This is a genomic window from Streptomyces sp. NPDC048196, from assembly GCF_040652715.1.
GTDB classification, from domain to species: Bacteria; Actinomycetota; Actinomycetes; order Streptomycetales; family Streptomycetaceae; genus Streptomyces; species Streptomyces siderophoricus.
The window spans coordinates 148,306-164,980 of record NZ_JBEZMM010000011.1 but is presented as its reverse complement, the minus strand read 5'-3'; the positions used below and the strand labels follow the sequence as shown (position 1 = coordinate 164,980).

The window sequence follows — 16,675 nt, the reverse complement described above, 5'->3', positions numbered from 1 at the left end:
CTTTGCGGGCGTCGCCGGGGCCCGGGCCATGACTCCCGGGCCTCGGCAGACCTCATCCGACCCGCCTCTCGGCCTCAGCTCACCTTCCGGCCCCCCTCTTCCGCTCCATCATGTGCCGGCCGAGCGCCTGCTTCTGCTTCCAGTCCCGCCGGATCTCGGCCCGCAGCCTGGCGTCCGTCTTGGCCACGATGCGCTGGTTCTCCCGCAGCAGCTTGCGGTAGCTCTCCAGCCGGCGCACCGCCAACTCGCCGTTCTCCACGGCAACTTGGACCGCACACCCCGGCTCGCTCTCGTGCGCGCAGTCATGGAACCGGCACTCCTCGGCCAGCGCCTCGACGTCCGAGAACGTCCGGGACAGCCCGCCCCCGGCGTCCCACATCCCGACCCCGCGCAGCCCGGGCGTATCGATCAGCACGCCACCGCCGGGCAGTGCGAGCAGATCGCGGGTGGTCGTGGTGTGCCGGCCCTTGCCGTCCCGGTCCCGGGTGGCCTGTACGGTCTGCACACTTGCCCCCACCAGTGCATTCGCCAGCGTGGACTTGCCCGCGCCGGACTGCCCCAGGAGTACGGACGTCCCGCCGGCCAGTACGGCGGCCAGCGCATCGAGCCCCTCACCGGTCTCCGAGCTGACGGCCAGTACCTGTACCCCTGGAGCGGCCGATTCCGCGTCCGCCACCAGGTGCGCCAGCCCGTGCCTGTCCCCGGCCAGGTCGGCCTTGGTCAGCACCACCAGCGGCTGTCCCCCGCTCTCCCAGGCCAGCGAGACGAACCGTTCGATGCGCCCGAGGTCCAGCGCGTCGGCCAGCGAGACCGCGATCACCGCATGATCGACGTTCGCCGCCAGGATCTGGCCCTCGGAACGCTTCGACGACGTGGACCGCACGAACGACGTCCGTCGCGGCAGCAACGCCCGCAGGACGCCGTCCACATGGTCACCGCCCCGCCCGTTCTCCAGATCGATGACGGCCCAGTCACCCGTGCACGGCACCCGCATGGGATCACCGGTCGCGACCAGCGCGGTGTCCGCCAGCACGGTCCGGACGCCGTCACCGTCGGGCACGACGGCGTCCACCCGCCCGCGGTCCACGCGGACGACACGACCGGGCATGAACCCCTGCCCGGCAAAGGGGGTGAAACTCTCCGCGAACCCGTCGTCCCAGCCGTAGGCGGTCAGCGGATGCGCAGCAGAAAGATCGAGGTCGAACAACGCAAGGACCCTTCAGGGAATGCGGCCCCGGCCCACGCCACCGCGTACGCAGCTCTGCGCAGCGGAAAAACGGAAGTGACGTCGAGTCAGCCGGAGACCACGGAAGTGAGTGTGATGAACTCCTGGATGCGGGCAGCGCCCCTCGCAACGACAGTCATCGGTCTTCACCTCCCGGATTCCTCAAGGGCCGACACGGACGGCGGCTTGGTGCCGCCCTCCGGAACCCGCTCACCGTAGACCAGCGGCCCTTCGCGCCGCCAACTCTTTTTCGGCGGCGCCCGTTTCGGCCTGCGGGCGTCAGTCGTTGCCCGGGTTCGCCAGCTGCGCCGCCAGGCCGCCCAGGATCATGCGGAGGCCGAACTCGAAGCCGCGGTCGTCGAGGGCGGTCGGGGACGGGTCGACGCGGGTGGCGGCTTCGAGGGAGTCGGCCAGGGCGGGGTAGTCGGGGCGGTAGGCGGCGGGCGGCCGGGTGAAGCCGGCCGCGTAGGTCTCCAGGGCCGAGCCGATGACCAGGAAGTCGAGCGCGGCGGCGGTCTCGGCGGCCAGGGCGGGGGTGCAGCCCGCGCGGATCAGGGTGGCGAGCAGGGTGTCGTACTCGCGCAGCGCGCCCTCGGTGTGCACACCGCGGCGGGCGACCAGGGCGATGGCGTTGGGGTGGCGCTGGAAGACCCGCCGGTAGCCGCGGGCGTAGGCGGCGATGCCGTCGGGCCAGGGCTCGTGGTGCAGCGGGGTGTGGTCGATCTCGGCGTCGAGCAGTTCGCTGACGGCGTCCAGGATGTCGTCCTTCGAGCCGATGTGGTTGTAGAGCGACGCGCCGCGCACGCCCAGCCGGTCGGCCAGTGCCCGCATGGTGAGGGCTTCGTAGCCGTGCTCGTCGATCAGCTCCAGAGCCGCGTGCGCTATGGCCGTCCTGCTCAGCAATGTCTGGTGTGGGCGGCCCACGACACCCCTCGCTTCCCCTCGAATTCCTGGCTTTTCAAGGTTACTCACCGGCAGGGGCTTCACAGCGCGGCCTGACCTCCCTACCTTCGCCGACTAACAAAGTTAGTTTTAATCGAACCGCCAGGCGAGGTACGCCATGCCCCACTCCACACCCCCGCACCGGCCGCCCGCCGGCAGCACCGTCAGCGCCGCCGGCGGGGACGGCGACGCCGCCCGACTCGCATCACTGGGCTACACCCAAGAACTCCGCCGCAGCCTGAACATCCTGGGAAACATCGCCATGGGCTTCGCCGTGGTCTCCCCGGTGGTCGCGCTGTACGCGGTCTCCATGATCGGCACGATGATCGCCGGGCCCGCGTGGATCTGGGCCCTGCCCGTGGTCCTGGCCGGCCAGTGCCTGGTGGTCAACGTCTACTCCGAACTGACCTCGCAGTGGCCGCTGGCCGGCGGCCCTTACCAGTGGGGGCGGCGGCTCATCGGCCCGCGGTTCGGCTGGCTGAGCGGCTGGGTCTGGCAGTTCGCGGTGATGTTCGGCAACACCACCGTCGCCTACCTGGCGGCGCCCTGGGTGTTCGCGCTCATCGGGGTGACGCCGTCGCCCGGCGCGATGGTCGCCGTCTCGATGGCCATCGTGCTGCTCTGCGCGCTGGTCAACGCGTACGGCATCAACCTCCTGAAGTGGTTCGTCTCGGCCGGCATCGCCGGTGAGGCCATCGCCTCCGTGCTCGTCGGCCTGTCCCTGCTGCTGTTCTTCCGCAAGCACCCGTTCTCGCTGTTCACGCACACCTTCGGCGCCGAGGCACTGTCCGGTGGCTCGGTGCCGGTGGCGCTGCTGACCGTGCTCGCGGTCGCCGGCTGGGCCTTCATCGGCTTCGACGCGTGCGTCTCGACCGCGGAGGAGACCAAGGACGCCGGGCGCCAGGTGCCCCGGGCGATGTGGTGGGCGCTGCTGTCCGTCGGCGCCGTGGTCATCCTCAACGCGGTGGCCGTCGCCATCTCGTACCCCCACCCGGCCACCGCCGTCGCGGGCAAGGACGTCGACCCGGTGACCACGGCCGTGGTCACGTCGTTCGGCTCCTGGTCGGACAAGCCGTTCGTGCTCGTCGTGCTGGTCAGCTTCCTTGCCTGCGCCATGGCGTCCCAGGGCGGTGCGGCCCGCGGCCTGTACTCCCTCGCCCGGGACGAGGTGTTCCCGTTCTCGCGGCAGGTCAGGAAGGTCAACAAGCAACAGGCGCCGATCGGCGGCCTGATCGCCTCCACCCTCGTCTCGGGCGTGGCACTGCTGCTCGGCCTGAACGCCACCGCGATCGGTTCGCTGATCGCCTTCGGCACCGCGGCCACCTTCGTACCGTTCTTCCTGGTCTCCGCGGCCGCCCTGATCGCGCGGCTGCGCGGCACCTGGGTGCCCGGTGGCCACATCCGGCAGGGGCGCAAGGGCACGGTGCTCAACGTGATCGCCGTCGCCTGGACCGGCTTCGAGGTCACCAACGTCGCCTGGCCGCGCGCGGTGCTCGCACCGCCGGGCGCCCCCTGGTACCAGATCTGGGCCGCACCGCTCGGCGTCGCCGTGGTGCTCGGCGCCGGCACGGTCTATCTGATGGCCCGTCGACCGCAGGACCGGATCCCGGCCCAGGCGGAGACGGACGCCGCGGGCGCCGCGGACCCCCTGACCGCGGTGCCCGCCACCGAGCCGCAGCCCTGAGCCACCCCCTGCCTCTCCCCAGTGCCCGCCCCCCACGCCACCATCCACGTGAGGAGTTCCGCATGACCGAACCCGGCGCACCCGTCTCCGGCCCGGACGAAACGAGCGCATCCGATTCCAGCACCACCTCCGCCTCCGGCCTCGGCGCCGGCATCCCCCGGAAGTCGGCGCTCAGCCGACGCGGCTTCATGACCGCCTCCGCGATGGCCGCCGCCTCGGCCGCCTTCCTCGGGGCCGGTGCCGGGCGCGCCGCCGCGGCCACGTACAACGGAACGACGTACACCGTCCCCGGCGAGTGGGCTCCGCACGCGGGCTGTCTCATGGCCTTCCCGTGGGACGCCAGTGACAACTGGGGTGAGAAGCTCCCGGCGGTGCAGAACGAGGTCGCCGATGTGGCCCGCGCGATCGCCCAGTTCGAGCCGGTCACCATGGTGGCGAACACCGGCACGGCCGATTTCGTGCGGCAGCAGGTCGGCCCGACCGTCACCGTCATCGAGTACCCCATCAACGACTGCTGGCCGCGCGACAACGGCCCCATCTTCGGCGTCGACCGCAGCGGGCGGAAGCTCCTCGGCCTCGACTTCGGCTTCAACGGCTGGGGCAACAAATTTCCGCACGACAAGGACGACAACCTCCCCATAGGCGTCTGCGAGTACCTCGGGGTGCCGCGGCTGCCCGTCGACATGATCTTCGAGGGCGGTGCGCTGCTCCAGGACGGCCAGGGCACGATCATCGGCACCGAGGAGTGTCTGCTCAATCCGAACCGCAACCCGGACCTGACCAAGGCCCAGATCGAGGCGAAACTGCTCGACGCCTATCAGGCGACCAAGATGATCTGGCTGCCGTACGGGATGTACGGGGACACCGTCACCAACGGCCATGTCGACCTCGTCGCCGCCTACGCCGGTCCGGCCCGCCTGCTGATCAACCTGCCGTCCGACACCGGGGACCCCAACTACGCACGGCTGGCCGAGAACAAGTCCGTGCTGCAGGCCAGCACGGACGCCCAGGGCCGCCACTTCACCCTGACCGAGATGAACCAGCTGCCCACCTTCACCGTGGGCACGGACGAGGTGATCACCTTCAGCTACACCAACTACTACCCGACGGCCACCGGCGTCGTGGTCCCGACGACGGACATCGCGGCGTCCGACACGGCGGCCCTGGCCACCATCCGGTCGCTCTTCCCCACCAAGCGAATCGTGGGCGTCTCCGCCCGTACCCTCGCCTGGGGCGGCGGCGGGGTGCACTGCATCACCCAGCAGATCCCGCGGACGGGCTGAGCCGATTCCCTGACCCGATGCCCTGAGCCGATTCAGCGAACGGGTCGCCGCACGGCCTGTGCCGCGCCTCGCCCTCGGGCGGGTGCGGCACAGGCCGCCGCCGTCGTCGGCCGCCCCGCCCCTACGGGAACAGAATGCTAAATATGGGGCATGAGGGAAAAATTCCGGCGGAACGGTGACGGGTCGCAGGGCTCGTCGCCGTCCGTCGGGGGCCGCCTCCGGGCGCTGGTGACGGCGCACAGTGTGGCGGGCCAGGTGTTCGTGGTGCAGCTCGCCCTCGTACTGCTGTTGATCGTCGCCGCGGTCGTGGCGCTGGTCTTCCAGGCGCAGAGTTCGGTGAGGGACGATGCCCGGCAGCGTTCGCTCGTCGGGGCGGAGAGCTTCGCGCACGCACCGGGCACCCTCGCCGCCATGAAGTCCGCGGATCCGAGCGCGGTACTGCAGCCGCAGGCGGAGGCGGCGCGGAAGGCGACCAAGGTCGACTACATCGTGGCGTTCCGGCCGGACGGCGTCCGCTGGACGCATCCCGATCCGCGGCTGATCGGGAAACGGGTGGTGGGGCCCGGCTTCCGGGAGGCGCTGAAGGGCAGGACGCTGACCGACACCTCCACGTCCGCCCTGGGGACCGCCGTGGCCACCGTGGTGCCGGTCAAGGACAAGGACGGATCGGTGGTGGGACTGGTGTCGGTGGGAATCCGGGCCGGGCGGGCGAACCAGCGGGTGGAGCACCAACTGCCGCTGCTGCTCGGGTCCGCCGCGGGGGCGCTGCTGCTGGTCAGCGGCGGGGCGGTGCTGGTCAACCGCCGTTTGCGGCGGCAGACGCACGGGCTGGACCCGGCCGAGATGCGGCGGATGTACGACCACCACGACGCGGTGCTGCACGCCGTACGGGAGGGCGTGCTCATCATCGGCAGTGACGGGCGGCTGGTGCTGGCCAACGACGAGGCGCGGCGGCTGCTCGATCTGCCCGCGGACGCGGAGCAGGAACGGTGGCCGGTCGCGGAGCTGGGGCTGGAGCCCCGGCTCGGCGCCCTGCTGGCGTCCGGCCGGGAAGCCACCGACGAGGTGTATCTGGCGGGCGACCGGCTGCTCGCGGTCAACGTCCGGCCGACCGCGCCGTTCGGCGGTCCGGCCGGGTCGGCGGTGACGCTGCGGGACACCACCGAACTGCGGGTGCTGGCCGGCCGGGCCGAGGTGGCCCAGGAGCGGCTGAAGCTGATCTACGACGCGGGGCTGCGGATCGGGACGACGCTGGACGTCGGGCGGACCGCGGCGGAGCTGGCCGATGTGGCGGTGCCGCGGTTCGCCGACGTGGTCACCGTCGAGCTGCTGGAGCCGGTGCTGCGCGGCGACGAACCGGAGGCCGCGCTGACCACCGAGCTGCGGCGGATGGCGGTCCGGGGCGTGCCGGAGGGCTCGGCGATCTACCGGGTCGGGGACGTGCTGCGGTTCGTGCCCGGTACGCCGATGGCGACGAGCCTGGAGAGCCGCCGGACCGTGCTCGTGCCCGATCTGCGCCGGTCGGAGGAGTGGCGGCGGCAGGACCTGGAGGCCACCCAGCGGGTGCTGGACGCCCGGATCCGCTCGCTGATCAGCGTGCCGCTGCAGGCGCGGGGCGTGGTGCTGGGGGTGGCCAGTTTCTGGCGCTCGGACCGGTCCGACGACTTCGAGGACGATGACCTGACGTTCGCCGAGGAGCTGACCGCGCGGGCCGCGGTCTCCATCGACAACGCCCGCCGCTACACCCGCGAGCACACCACGGCCGTCACCCTTCAGCGCAGCCTGCTCCCGCAGGCCCTCCCCGAGCAGTCCGCGCTGGAGGTGGCGCACCGCTACCTGCCCGCGCAGGCGGGGGTCGGCGGTGACTGGTTCGACGTGATCCCGCTGCCGGGCAGCCGGGTCGCGCTGGTCGTCGGCGATGTCGTCGGGCACGGGCTGCACGCGGCCGCGACCATGGGGCGGCTGCGCACCGCCGTGCACAACTTCTCCGCCCTCGACCTGCCGCCCGACGAGCTGCTCAACCATCTGGACGAGCTGGTCAGCCATATCGACACGGACGAGGCCCGGGCGGCGGGCCGGCGGCCCGGGGCCACGGACGGCGACGCGGTGGCTTGGCCGGGCATCGGCAGCGATACCGAAGGGGGACGGCCGGACGGCGGCGGGACCGGGATCACCGGCGCCACCTGTCTGTACGCCATCTACGACCCGGTGGCCGGCCGGGCGACGGTGGCCCGGGCCGGGCATCCTGGTCCGGCGCTGGTTCACCCGGACGGGTCCGTCACGTTCCCCGAGGTTCCGGTCTCCCCGCCGCTGGGGCTGGGCGCGAGCGTGCCGGTGGAGACCGCGGAGCTGACGCTGGCCGAGGGTTCGCGCCTGGTGCTGTACACCGACGGGCTGGTGGAGGACCGCGACCGCGACATCGACACGGGGCTGGCGATGCTGCACAGCGCCCTGGAGTCCGGTGGGCGGCGCGACCCGGACGGGATCTGTGCGGCGGTCCTCGACGCGATGCTGCCCGAGCACCCCAGCGACGACATCGCCCTGCTGGTGGCCCGTACGCAGCTGCTGGGCCCGTCCCGGGTGGCCGAATGGGACGTGCCCTCCGACCCGGCCGCCGTGGCACCGATCCGGGCCGCCTGCATGCGGCAGCTGGAGTCGTGGGGGCTGGAAGCGCTGGAGTTCACCACCGAGCTGATCCTCAGTGAGCTGATCACCAACGCCATCCGGTACGGCGCCCAGCCCATCCGGGTGCGGCTGCTGCACGACCGCACGCTGATCTGCGAGGTCTCCGACGGGACCAGCGCCTCGCCGCACCTGCGGCGGGCCGCCACCACCGACGAGGGCGGCCGCGGGCTGTTCCTCGTCGCCCAGTTCGCCCAGCGCTGGGGCACCCGCTACACCCCGGGCGGCAAGGTCATCTGGACCGAGCAGTCGCTCGACGACGGGCCTCGGGAGGGCGGACCGGACTCGGCCGAGGACATCCTCGACCAGTGGGACGACGTACCGGCACTGTGACCCGGCCCGGGGGCCGCGCGCCCGGCCTCTCGTCCGCACCGGCACGCCCGTCGTCGTGTCCGTGCCCGGATGCCCGTCCGTGGGCCCGTGGCTAAGCTCGGTCGGGGGGCCGACGATCCGATCACGGAGGCTCCGATGGTGCTGCTGCCCGACGTGCGTGATGTGGCCCCGCGGCTGGCCACCGGCGCATTCATCCTCAATGCCGGGCTGACGATGCTGAAGGCCGACCAGGGGACGGCCGAGGGCGTGCACGGGATGGCCTGCACCGCGTATCCCTTCCTGCAGCGGATCCCCGCCGAGCGGTTCACCCGGCTGTTGGCGTGTGCGGAGGTCGCGGTCGGCGGGGCGCTGCTGGCGCCGTTCGTGCCCACCCGGCTGGCCGGACTGGCGCTGACCGGGTTCTCCGGCGGGCTGGTCGGGATGTACCTGCGGACGCCGGGGATGCACGAGCCGGGCAGCCCGCGGCCGACCCAGGAAGGGCTCCCGCTGGCCAAGGACGTCTGGATGCTGGGGACCGGGCTGGGGTTGCTGACCGCGCCGGGCAAGCGGCGGCGCGCGGCGCGGGGCCACCGGTGCCGGCCCGGCCACCACCGCTACGGCCACAAGGCGGCGCGCCGGCACGTCCGGTGCCGCTGCTGGTGAGGGAAAGCCGCTGTCGGTGAGGGGACGCGGGTGACTGCGGGCCCGCGGCGCGGCCTACGGGTGCCGTCGGACGAGCCGCAGCGCGGCGGCGCAGCCCGCGCCCGCGAGCGCGGCGAGCAGGAGGACCAGCAGGCCGGTCCGGTCCGGTGACCGGAAGGCCAGCTCGGAGTGGCCGTTCAGCACGAAACCGTCGTAGCACAGCCAGGACACCAGGGCCACGGCCGGCCGCAGCAGCGGCCGAGCCGGCACGGCGGCGAGCAGTGTCAGCAGCGCGAGGACGGCGAGTGCGAACGCCGGGTGGGCGCCGCCGCCGGCCGGCAGCAGAACGGTGACCAGGAGCACCGCGCCGACGGCGCCGAGCGGCAGGGCGAGTTCGGCCCCGAGGGTGCGGTCCGGCGGGGCGCGGTGCAGGCACGCCGGGCGGGGCGGCGCCGCGGTGCGCGGGCGGGGGCGGGTGGGGGCGCGGGTGAACCGCGGGGTGTGCGGGCGGCCCCGGGGCGTCGGGGGATGCAGGGTGACCACGGGAAGACCTCCTGCCGTCGGATCTCCTGTCAGCGTGCGCGTCGGAGCATGCCTGCGGCCGCCGTGTGGGGCGCCTTGACACCGTGTGTACGGGGGCAGCGGCATCTTGACGCGATCCTGACGCCGGGTTGGCGCACGGAGCGGGCAGAAGTGGCCAGGGTGGCAGAAACGGGCGGTGGCCGGTGATGCATACTCGCTGCTCGTTGCCCGAACCGACGACCGATGAACGGCAGGACGAACCCGCATGAGCACGCGTACCGAGGCCGAGGCCGAGCCCCCGCCTGCCGCCCCGGCCGTTCCCGGACAACGGTGGCGCGGCTGGCTGCTGGACGGACTGAGCAGCCATGCCGCCCGTCACCCCGGGCCGCACGGCACGCCGCCGGCCGAGCACAAGGGGCATCACTGGTGGCGCGTCATGTGCCTCACGGGTGTCGACTACTTCTCGACGCTGGGCTATCAGCCGGGCATCGCCGCGCTGGCGGCCGGGCTGCTCTCGCCGTTCGCCACCCTCGTGCTGATCGCGCTGACCCTGCTCGGTGCCCTGCCGGTGTACCGCAGGGTGGCCAAGGAAAGCCCGAACGGCGAGGGTTCGATCGCCATGCTGGAGCGGCTGCTGCCCTGGTGGGCAGGGAAGCTGCTGGTGCTGGTGCTGCTGGGGTTCGCCGCCACGGACTTCGTCATCACCATGACGCTGTCGGCCGCCGACGCCTCGGCGCACGTGGTGGAGAACCCGTTCGCGCCGCCGGCGCTGCACGGTGCCAACCTGTGGATCACCTTGCTGCTGCTGGCCGCGCTGGGCGCGGTGTTCCTCAAGGGCTTCCGCGAGGCGATCGGCATCGCCGTCGGGCTCGTCGGCCTGTACCTGACGCTGAACGTCGTCGTGCTGGGCACCGCGGCCTGGCATGTGCTGGCGCACCCGGTGGTGGTCGGTGACTGGTGGGGCGCGATGACCGCCGAGCACTCCTCACCGCTGGCGATCGTCGGAGTGGCGTTGCTGGTCTTCCCGAAGCTGGCGCTGGGCATGTCCGGCTTCGAGACCGGTGTGGCGGTGATGCCGCAGATCCGCGGCGAGGCCACCGACACCGCGGCCAAGCCGGCCGGCCGGATCCGCGGCACCCGCCGGCTGCTGACCACCGCGGCGCTGATCATGAGCGGCTTCCTGCTGCTGTCGAGCCTGGCGACCACCCTGCTGATCCCGCAGAAGGAGTTCGAGGCCGGCGGTTCGGCGAACGGCCGCGCGCTGGCCTATCTGGCGCACGAGTACCTGGGCGAGGCGTTCGGCACGGTCTACGACGTCTCCACCATCGCCATCCTCTGGTTCGCCGGTGCCTCGGCGATGGCCGGGCTGCTCAATCTCGTACCGCGCTATCTGCCGCGCTACGGCATGGCCCCGGAGTGGGCCCGGGCGGTGCGCCCGCTGGTGCTGATCTTCCTGGCCATCGCCTTCGGCATCACCGTCGTCTTCAACGCCAGCGTCGACGAGCAGAGCGGGGCGTACGCGACGGGTGTGCTGGTGCTGATGCTGTCGGCGTCGTTCGCCTCCACGGTCGCGGCCCGGCACCGGCGGCACCGGGCGGCCGCCGTCGGCTTCGGCGCGATCACCCTGGTCTTCGGCTACACCCTGGTCACCAATGTGATCGAGCGGCCGGACGGTCTGAAGATCGCGTTGCTGTTCATCCTCGGGATGCTGCTGACCTCGTTCGCGTCCCGGGTGCACCGCGCCTTCGAACTCCGCGCCGTGCAGGTCGACTTCGACGAGACCGCGGGCCGGCTGATCGACACGGCGATCGCGGCCGGGCCGCTGCGGGTCATCGCGAACGAGCCGCAGGAGCGGGACGCGCAGGAGTACCGGCAGAAGGAGTACAGCCAGCGCGAGGAGACCCACATACCCGACGGGCGGCCGGTGCTGTTCCTGGAGGTGACGGTCACCGACTCCTCGGACTTCACCACGAACCTGCACGTGCGGGGCGCGGAGGAGTACGGCGCGCAGATCCTGCGGGTGGAGGGCGCCGGCGTGGCCAACACCATCGCCGCCGTGCTGATGCAGCTGCGCGAGCGCACCGGCCAGGTGCCGCACGCCTACTTCAACTGGACCGAGGGCCATCCGCTGAGCCATCTGCTGCGGTTCCTGGTCTTCGGCGACGGTGAGGTCGCGCCGGTGACCCGCGAGGTCCTGCGCCGCGCCGAGCCGGACCCGCGCCGCCGTCCGCGCGTCCACGTGGGCTAGCGGCCCACCGGCAGAAGACCTCCGACGCCCGGCCCGCACGCACCGTGGGGCCGGGCGTCTCCCGTGGCGGCACCGTCAGCCGCGCCGGCCGAGGGCCTTCGCGCGGGTGTGGGACCAGCCGGTCAGCAGCAGGCCCACCGCGACGAGCAGTCCGTGCGCGGCCAGCGTGCCGCCGAAACCGGCACCGAGCCGGCTGAGCAGTCCGGTGTTCCCGTGGTCGACGAGCAGCCGGATCGCCCCCTGCGTGAACACCACCATCGTGGCCGCCCCGATGATCTGCAGGATGTCGTACTTCATGGGTGCGCGGGTCCCCCTCGCATGCGTGGTCCAGCAATTTCCGTCCCGCAGTGGGACGTTACGAACGTACCATTGGGAAATTGGCGAACAGCCTTGGAATTGCAGTCGAATTCGCATTCCGTCACACATTTTCAGGTGCCGTGGAGGGGAATTGTGCGTGAGGAAAAGGGTCGGGTGACCGGTCGTGCGTGCCGTATGTGCGGTACGGGGATGGCGCCGGCCGGGCGCGGGCGGCCGGCGTTGTACTGCTCGCGCAGTTGCCAGGCCAAGGCGTACCGGCGGCGCAAGCAGCCGCCCGCTCCCCCGGCCGCGCCGCCGGCCGGTTCCGCCGCGCACGCCCGGCGCCGCCGGCAGATCGCCGAGGCGCTCTGGCGGATCGCCGCCGAGCGGGGGCTGCACGCGGCCAGCCTGCGGGAGGTGGCCACGGAGGCCGGGGTGTCGCTGCGCGCCGTCCAGTACCACTTCCACAGCAAGCACCGGCTGCTGGTCGACGCGCTGCACCTGCTGCACGAGGAGAACGAGCGGATCGCCCGGTCCCGGTTCCGCCAGGACCCGGCCGATCCGCACGCCGTACTCCGTGCCGTCCTGGAGGAGTTCCTGCCGCTGGACGCCCAACGGGCCACCGCGCTACGGGTGTTCGCGGCCTATTACGCCCGGAGCCTGACCGATCCGGCGCTCGCCGCGGTCTTCCTGGCCGCCGAGCAGCCCCTGGAGCGGCTGGTGGCGGACCTGATCGGGGCGGCCCGTGACGCGGGGCGGACCGCCCCCGGTCTCGACCCGTGGCGGGAGGCCGATCTGCTGGTCTCCGGGGCGATCGGGTTGGGCGGCGACGTACTGCACCACCGCCGCTCGCTGGAGGACGTCCGGCGCACCCTGGACTACCACCTGGAACGGATCTTCGCCGGGGACCGGGCGCATCCGGCGCGGGTCCCCGGCGAAGACACGGGCGAGGGCGGTCAGCGTGAGGCGGCGGGCTCGGGGTAGAACTCCCGCGGCCGCCCGCGGCTGTCCTTGAGCCGGCCCAGCAGGCTCGCCGGGTACTCGACGAGCCAGTAGCTCGCGGCGGCCACCGGCAGCGCCGCCAGGAACACGATCAGCAGAGCGGGCCAGAAGCCCGCCTGGCCACCGGGCAGCAGCCCGGCGTTGTGCAGTTGGAGCATCACCGGTTCGTGCCAGATGAACATGCTGTAGCTGACCAGTCCGACGGCGGTCAGCCAGCGGGCGGTCAACAGCCGGTGCCAGAACGTGGGTTGACGTACGTGGAGGGTGCTGTAGAGCAGTACCACCCACAGCATCGAGGCGATCGGGTGGTAGAAGGTGAAGGTGAAGTTCTCCGGGCCGGAGTCCAGGGAGAGCGCGAACAGCCCGGCCAGCGCGAGCCCGGCCGGCAGCAGCGCGGCGCGCGGACCGAGCCGGCCCCGGTCACCGAGCGCGGCCGTCGCGACGGCCAGCCCCATCCCGGCCGCGAACCCGCCGAAGCGGGCCTGCGGACCGAAGTACACCACCCAGTCGGTGTGCGGCACCCCCCACCCGTAGTGGGCGACGGCGATCCAGGCGAGCGGCACGGCGTACAGCACCGCGCAGCCCGCCGCGCACAGCGCCACCCGGCTGCCGCGCCGCCGCAGCGGCCGGCAGGCCCGTACGGCCAGTGGCCCCAGCGCCACCAGCACGGCGTAGAACAGCACCTCCAGCGACAGCGACCAGGTGGGGCCGAGCGTGTAGAAGATCCGCTGCTGGTCGAAGACATGGGTGAAGGTGAGGTGTTCCACCAGGTCCCGCCAGTTGCCCGGCAGGGACGGGTTACGGCTCGCCCAGACGACCAGGACCGCCAGCACGTACAACGGCAGGATCCGGATCGCGCGCCGGAAGAGGAACAGCCGGGCCGGGCGGAGCGAGCGCCCGTCGATCGCGGCCCGCGCGTACGACAGCGTCAGCAGGTACGCGGACAGCACGAAGAAGAGGTCGATGACTTCGAGCGAGAGGGCCGCGCCCACCAGCGGATTGTCGACCGGTGGATGGCTGCCGCCGGCGTCGTAGCGGAAGTACTGCTGCCAGACGTGGAAGGCGACGGTGCTCAGTGCGGCCAGTCCGCGGAAGCCGTCGATGGCGCCGGCCCGGTTGCCGGGCGGGGCGGCGGCCGAGGTGCTCATCGGGGGGCCACCGCCTTCGCGGCGGCGCGCGGGGTGACCCGCCACTGCCGGTCCCCCAGCGCCTCCTTGAGGTGCGCCTGCCGGGCCACCATGTTCTTGAAGTGGCTGTAGAAGACGGTCGAGACGAGGAAGTACGACCAGAACCACCGGCGGCGCGAGCGGAGTTCGGGCACCGCCAGCCGCCAGGCGAAGAGCGCCTGCACAGGGCCGGCCGCCAGGGTGAAGAGCACGGCCAGCACGCACACCGGCACCGCCCAGTCGAGGTGCGTGAAGCCGCCGGCCTTCCATGCCGAGTACAGCAGGATGGGCAGGATCTGCAGGGTCAGCCAGGGCTGCACCTCCCGCCAGCCCAGCAGCACGAACAGGCCCAGCTTCTGACGGGCCGTGAACACCGGTGACACAAGGCCCCGCCGCAGGTGCTTGAGGGAGACCTGGAGCCAGCCCTGGGCCCAGCGGGAGCGCTGGTTCCACAGCGCCTTGAGGGTGGTGGGCGCCAACTCGCGGGAGATCAGGGTGCGGTCGACCGCGAACCGGGCGCCCTCGCCCAGGGCGCGCAGCGTCGAGTCGATGTCCTCGGTGAGCATCGAGCCGTGCATCCGGGTGCGGGCGAGCAGGTCGGTGCGCCAGAAGCCGTTCGAGCCGCCGAAGACGCCGAAGCCGTAGAGCCGGGTGCGGCCCGGGTGGCTGACCGCGTAGATCGCCTCGAACTCCACCGCCACCAGTTCGGCCACCCGCGAGCTCTCGCCGTTGCGGATCACGCAGTGGCCCTGGACCACGTCGTGGCCGTTGGACAGCCAGTGCCAGGCGTCCTTGAAGGCGGTCGGGGCGGGGTGGTGGTCGGCGTCGAAGATGCCGACGAACTCGCCGCGGACCCGGGTGACCGCGGCGTTGATGTTCTGCGCCTTGGAGGTCGAGCCGGCGACCGGCAGCAGCACCAGCCGCGGGTCGCGGACGGCGATCTCGCGCAGGGTGTCCTCGACCGGCAGCGGGTGCGGCGTGTTGTACGCCAGCACGATCTCCAGCTCGTTGGGGTAGTCGAGGCGGAGGAACGACTCCACGGTGTCGACGATGGTGGCGGCCTCGTTGGGCAGGTACGCCGCGATGACCGCGCTGGCCGGTGGATAGGGCGCGCCGGGTTCGGCCGGCCGGGCCGTCGCGTCGAGCGAGAACAGGCACTCCAGGACGATCAGCAGCGCGGAGAGCACCAGGCCGCCCACCACCACCCAGTACATGGCCGAGCCCAGGTCCCAGCCGAGCGTGTACGCCTGCTGGTAGAGCACGAACGGCACCGCGACGCCGAGCAGCAGCGCCAGGACCGGGGAGAGCGCCGAGAGGGCGGGCCGGATCAGCGCGCCGAGCTGCGGCCGGCGGTGCCGATGTGGGGTGCCGCGCATCCAGGGCGCGTACCGTACCGGCCGCAGGTCCCGGTGGCGGAGCGCTTCCTGAACGGCGTCCAGGGCCTGCGCGGTGGCCTGGGCACCGTCCGCGCAGCCGGTGAGCGGCAGCCAGCCGATGGCCGGGGTGAGCCGGACGTTCTCGTCGGCGACGATGAAGCGGGTGCCGGCGACGGCGGCGGCGAACTTCGCAAGGCCCCGGCGGGCGGTCTCCTCGTCGACGCCGGGCAGCAGCATCAGCAGATGGCCGTCGTCGTCACGGCCGAGCCGGTCGCAGAAGCTGCCGAGTTGCTCGGCCACTCCGGCCAGCCGCTCGGCGACCTCCCGGCGGACCCGGGGTCCGAGCCGGGCCTCCAGGGCGGCCATCTCGGCGATTCCGACGACGGCGAGCACCCCGCCGTGCCGGGCGGCCTCCGGGCGCTGGAGTTCGCGGTCGAGCTCGTCCAGGAAGTGCGGCTGGGAGTAGAGGCCGGTGCGCGGGTCGCGCAGCAGGCTCTCGACGGGGACCGGGACGCGGCGGAGCTTGGCCTCGATCCGGGCGGAGAGTTCGACCGGGTCGGAGGCCTCGGGTATGCAGTCGTCGGCGCCCTGGCGGAGCATGTCGACAACGTCGGCGGGCTCCGGGGTGGCGGTGACCATGAGCAGCGGCAGCGCCCGCCCGGCGGGGGCGGTGCGGACCTCGCGGATCACCTCCAGGCCGGTTTCGTGGTCCGCGGCCGTGCCGGGAGCGGCGTACCCGTAAGGGTCGTCGAGGGCGACGACGGCGTCCGGGTGCGCCTGGCCCATCCGCCGGTCGACCTCGCCGGGCGGGGCGTGGGTGACGTCGTGGCCGGTGGCGCGCAGGGTCCGGGTGAGGCGCTCCAGGCGCGGTCCCGGTGCGCCGACGACGAGGACGTGCGTCGTCGGGTCGGTGGCCTCGTCGAGCAGGGCCGTGGGTGAGCCCTGGTGGTTGTCGTGGTGCGAAGTGAGCACCTGGGAATGTCCTTTCGTGCAAGGAGACATGCGAAAGCGGGCCCGGGCGCCGGACGTACGGCGGTCCCGGACCGTCAGCCGGTTCAGTCGGCTGTCAGATGCATGACATGCGCATCGCCGCGGTCGTTCGGGATGCCCGTCTCTCGGCGGGACGGACGACGACGCGCGGACGCACGGCTGCTGACGCAGCCTCCAAGCCTCGGAACGCATCGCGGCGTTCCTGCATTGCTCGCATATAAGGGTCCCATCCTGATCGGATTGTGGGGGGAGGACCGGATGTCGGGTGGTGCAGCCGGCCGGTCCGCCACGCGTTCCGGTCGGC

12 protein-coding genes are annotated in these 16,675 nt (G+C 72.4%); 6 read left to right on the top strand and 6 right to left on the bottom strand.

Annotated elements, in window-relative coordinates:
• Positions 1-79: 79 nt before the first annotated feature.
• Both rsgA and AB0E02_RS14945 read right to left on the bottom strand, forming a co-directional pair.
• Positions 80-1,207, bottom strand: a complete 1,128-nt coding sequence (gene rsgA, locus AB0E02_RS14950; protein ID WP_362139018.1) for a ribosome small subunit-dependent GTPase A — start codon at positions 1,205-1,207, stop codon at positions 80-82.
• 297 nt (positions 1,208-1,504) lie between these two features.
• Positions 1,505-2,149, bottom strand: a complete 645-nt coding sequence (locus AB0E02_RS14945) for a TetR family transcriptional regulator (protein WP_362139016.1) — start codon at positions 2,147-2,149, stop codon at positions 1,505-1,507.
• Between the two features lie 136 nt (positions 2,150-2,285).
• Here AB0E02_RS14945 and AB0E02_RS14940 point away from each other — a divergent pair, with 136 nt between their 5' ends.
• From AB0E02_RS14940 to AB0E02_RS14925, 4 genes are all read left to right on the top strand, one after another.
• On the top strand, positions 2,286-3,851 hold the full coding sequence (locus AB0E02_RS14940; protein ID WP_362139014.1) for an APC family permease: 1,566 nt from the start codon (positions 2,286-2,288) through the stop codon (positions 3,849-3,851).
• A 62-nt stretch (positions 3,852-3,913) separates the two neighbouring features.
• Positions 3,914-5,134, top strand: coding sequence for an agmatine deiminase family protein (locus AB0E02_RS14935; protein ID WP_362139012.1), 1,221 nt, complete (start codon positions 3,914-3,916; stop codon positions 5,132-5,134).
• A 150-nt stretch (positions 5,135-5,284) separates the two neighbouring features.
• The gene (locus AB0E02_RS14930; RefSeq protein ID WP_362139010.1) at positions 5,285-8,149 is read left to right on the top strand and encodes a SpoIIE family protein phosphatase; all 2,865 of its coding nucleotides are present in this window, start codon (positions 5,285-5,287) and stop codon (positions 8,147-8,149) included.
• A gap of 135 nt (positions 8,150-8,284) precedes the next feature.
• Positions 8,285-8,791 (top strand): hypothetical protein, encoded by a 507-nt coding sequence (locus tag AB0E02_RS14925; RefSeq protein WP_362139007.1) that lies wholly within the window; start codon positions 8,285-8,287, stop codon positions 8,789-8,791.
• Positions 8,792-8,845: 54 nt separating this feature from the next.
• Here the strand turns inward: AB0E02_RS14925 and AB0E02_RS14920 are convergent, their stop codons facing one another.
• Positions 8,846-9,313 (bottom strand): DUF4118 domain-containing protein, encoded by a 468-nt coding sequence (locus AB0E02_RS14920; protein ID WP_362139005.1) that lies wholly within the window; start codon positions 9,311-9,313, stop codon positions 8,846-8,848.
• A 244-nt stretch (positions 9,314-9,557) separates the two neighbouring features.
• Between AB0E02_RS14920 and AB0E02_RS14915 the strand changes: the two genes are divergently transcribed.
• Positions 9,558-11,540 carry an amino acid transporter gene (locus tag AB0E02_RS14915; protein ID WP_362139003.1) on the top strand — a complete coding sequence of 661 codons (1,983 nt, stop codon included), beginning with the start codon at positions 9,558-9,560 and terminating at the stop codon, positions 11,538-11,540.
• Between the two features lie 75 nt (positions 11,541-11,615).
• Here AB0E02_RS14915 and AB0E02_RS14910 read toward each other — a convergent pair whose 3' ends face one another.
• Positions 11,616-11,837 (bottom strand): hypothetical protein, encoded by a 222-nt coding sequence (locus AB0E02_RS14910; RefSeq protein WP_362139001.1) that lies wholly within the window; start codon positions 11,835-11,837, stop codon positions 11,616-11,618.
• Positions 11,838-12,011: 174 nt separating this feature from the next.
• Here AB0E02_RS14910 and AB0E02_RS14905 point away from each other — a divergent pair, with 174 nt between their 5' ends.
• Positions 12,012-12,821 carry a TetR/AcrR family transcriptional regulator gene (locus AB0E02_RS14905; protein WP_362138999.1) on the top strand — a complete coding sequence of 270 codons (810 nt, stop codon included), beginning with the start codon at positions 12,012-12,014 and terminating at the stop codon, positions 12,819-12,821.
• Here AB0E02_RS14905 and AB0E02_RS14900 read toward each other — a convergent pair.
• Together AB0E02_RS14900 and AB0E02_RS14895 are read right to left on the bottom strand one after the other, a co-directional pair.
• Positions 12,794-13,987 (bottom strand): acyltransferase, encoded by a 1,194-nt coding sequence (locus AB0E02_RS14900; protein ID WP_362138997.1) that lies wholly within the window; start codon positions 13,985-13,987, stop codon positions 12,794-12,796. The two genes, AB0E02_RS14905 and AB0E02_RS14900, sit on opposite strands and share 28 nt — an antisense overlap.
• Complete coding sequence (locus tag AB0E02_RS14895; RefSeq protein WP_362138995.1) at positions 13,984-16,353, bottom strand: glycosyltransferase; 2,370 nt, start codon at positions 16,351-16,353, stop codon at positions 13,984-13,986. The genes AB0E02_RS14900 and AB0E02_RS14895 overlap by 4 nt, the downstream gene beginning before the upstream one ends.
• Between the last annotated feature and the right edge of the window lie 322 nt (positions 16,354-16,675).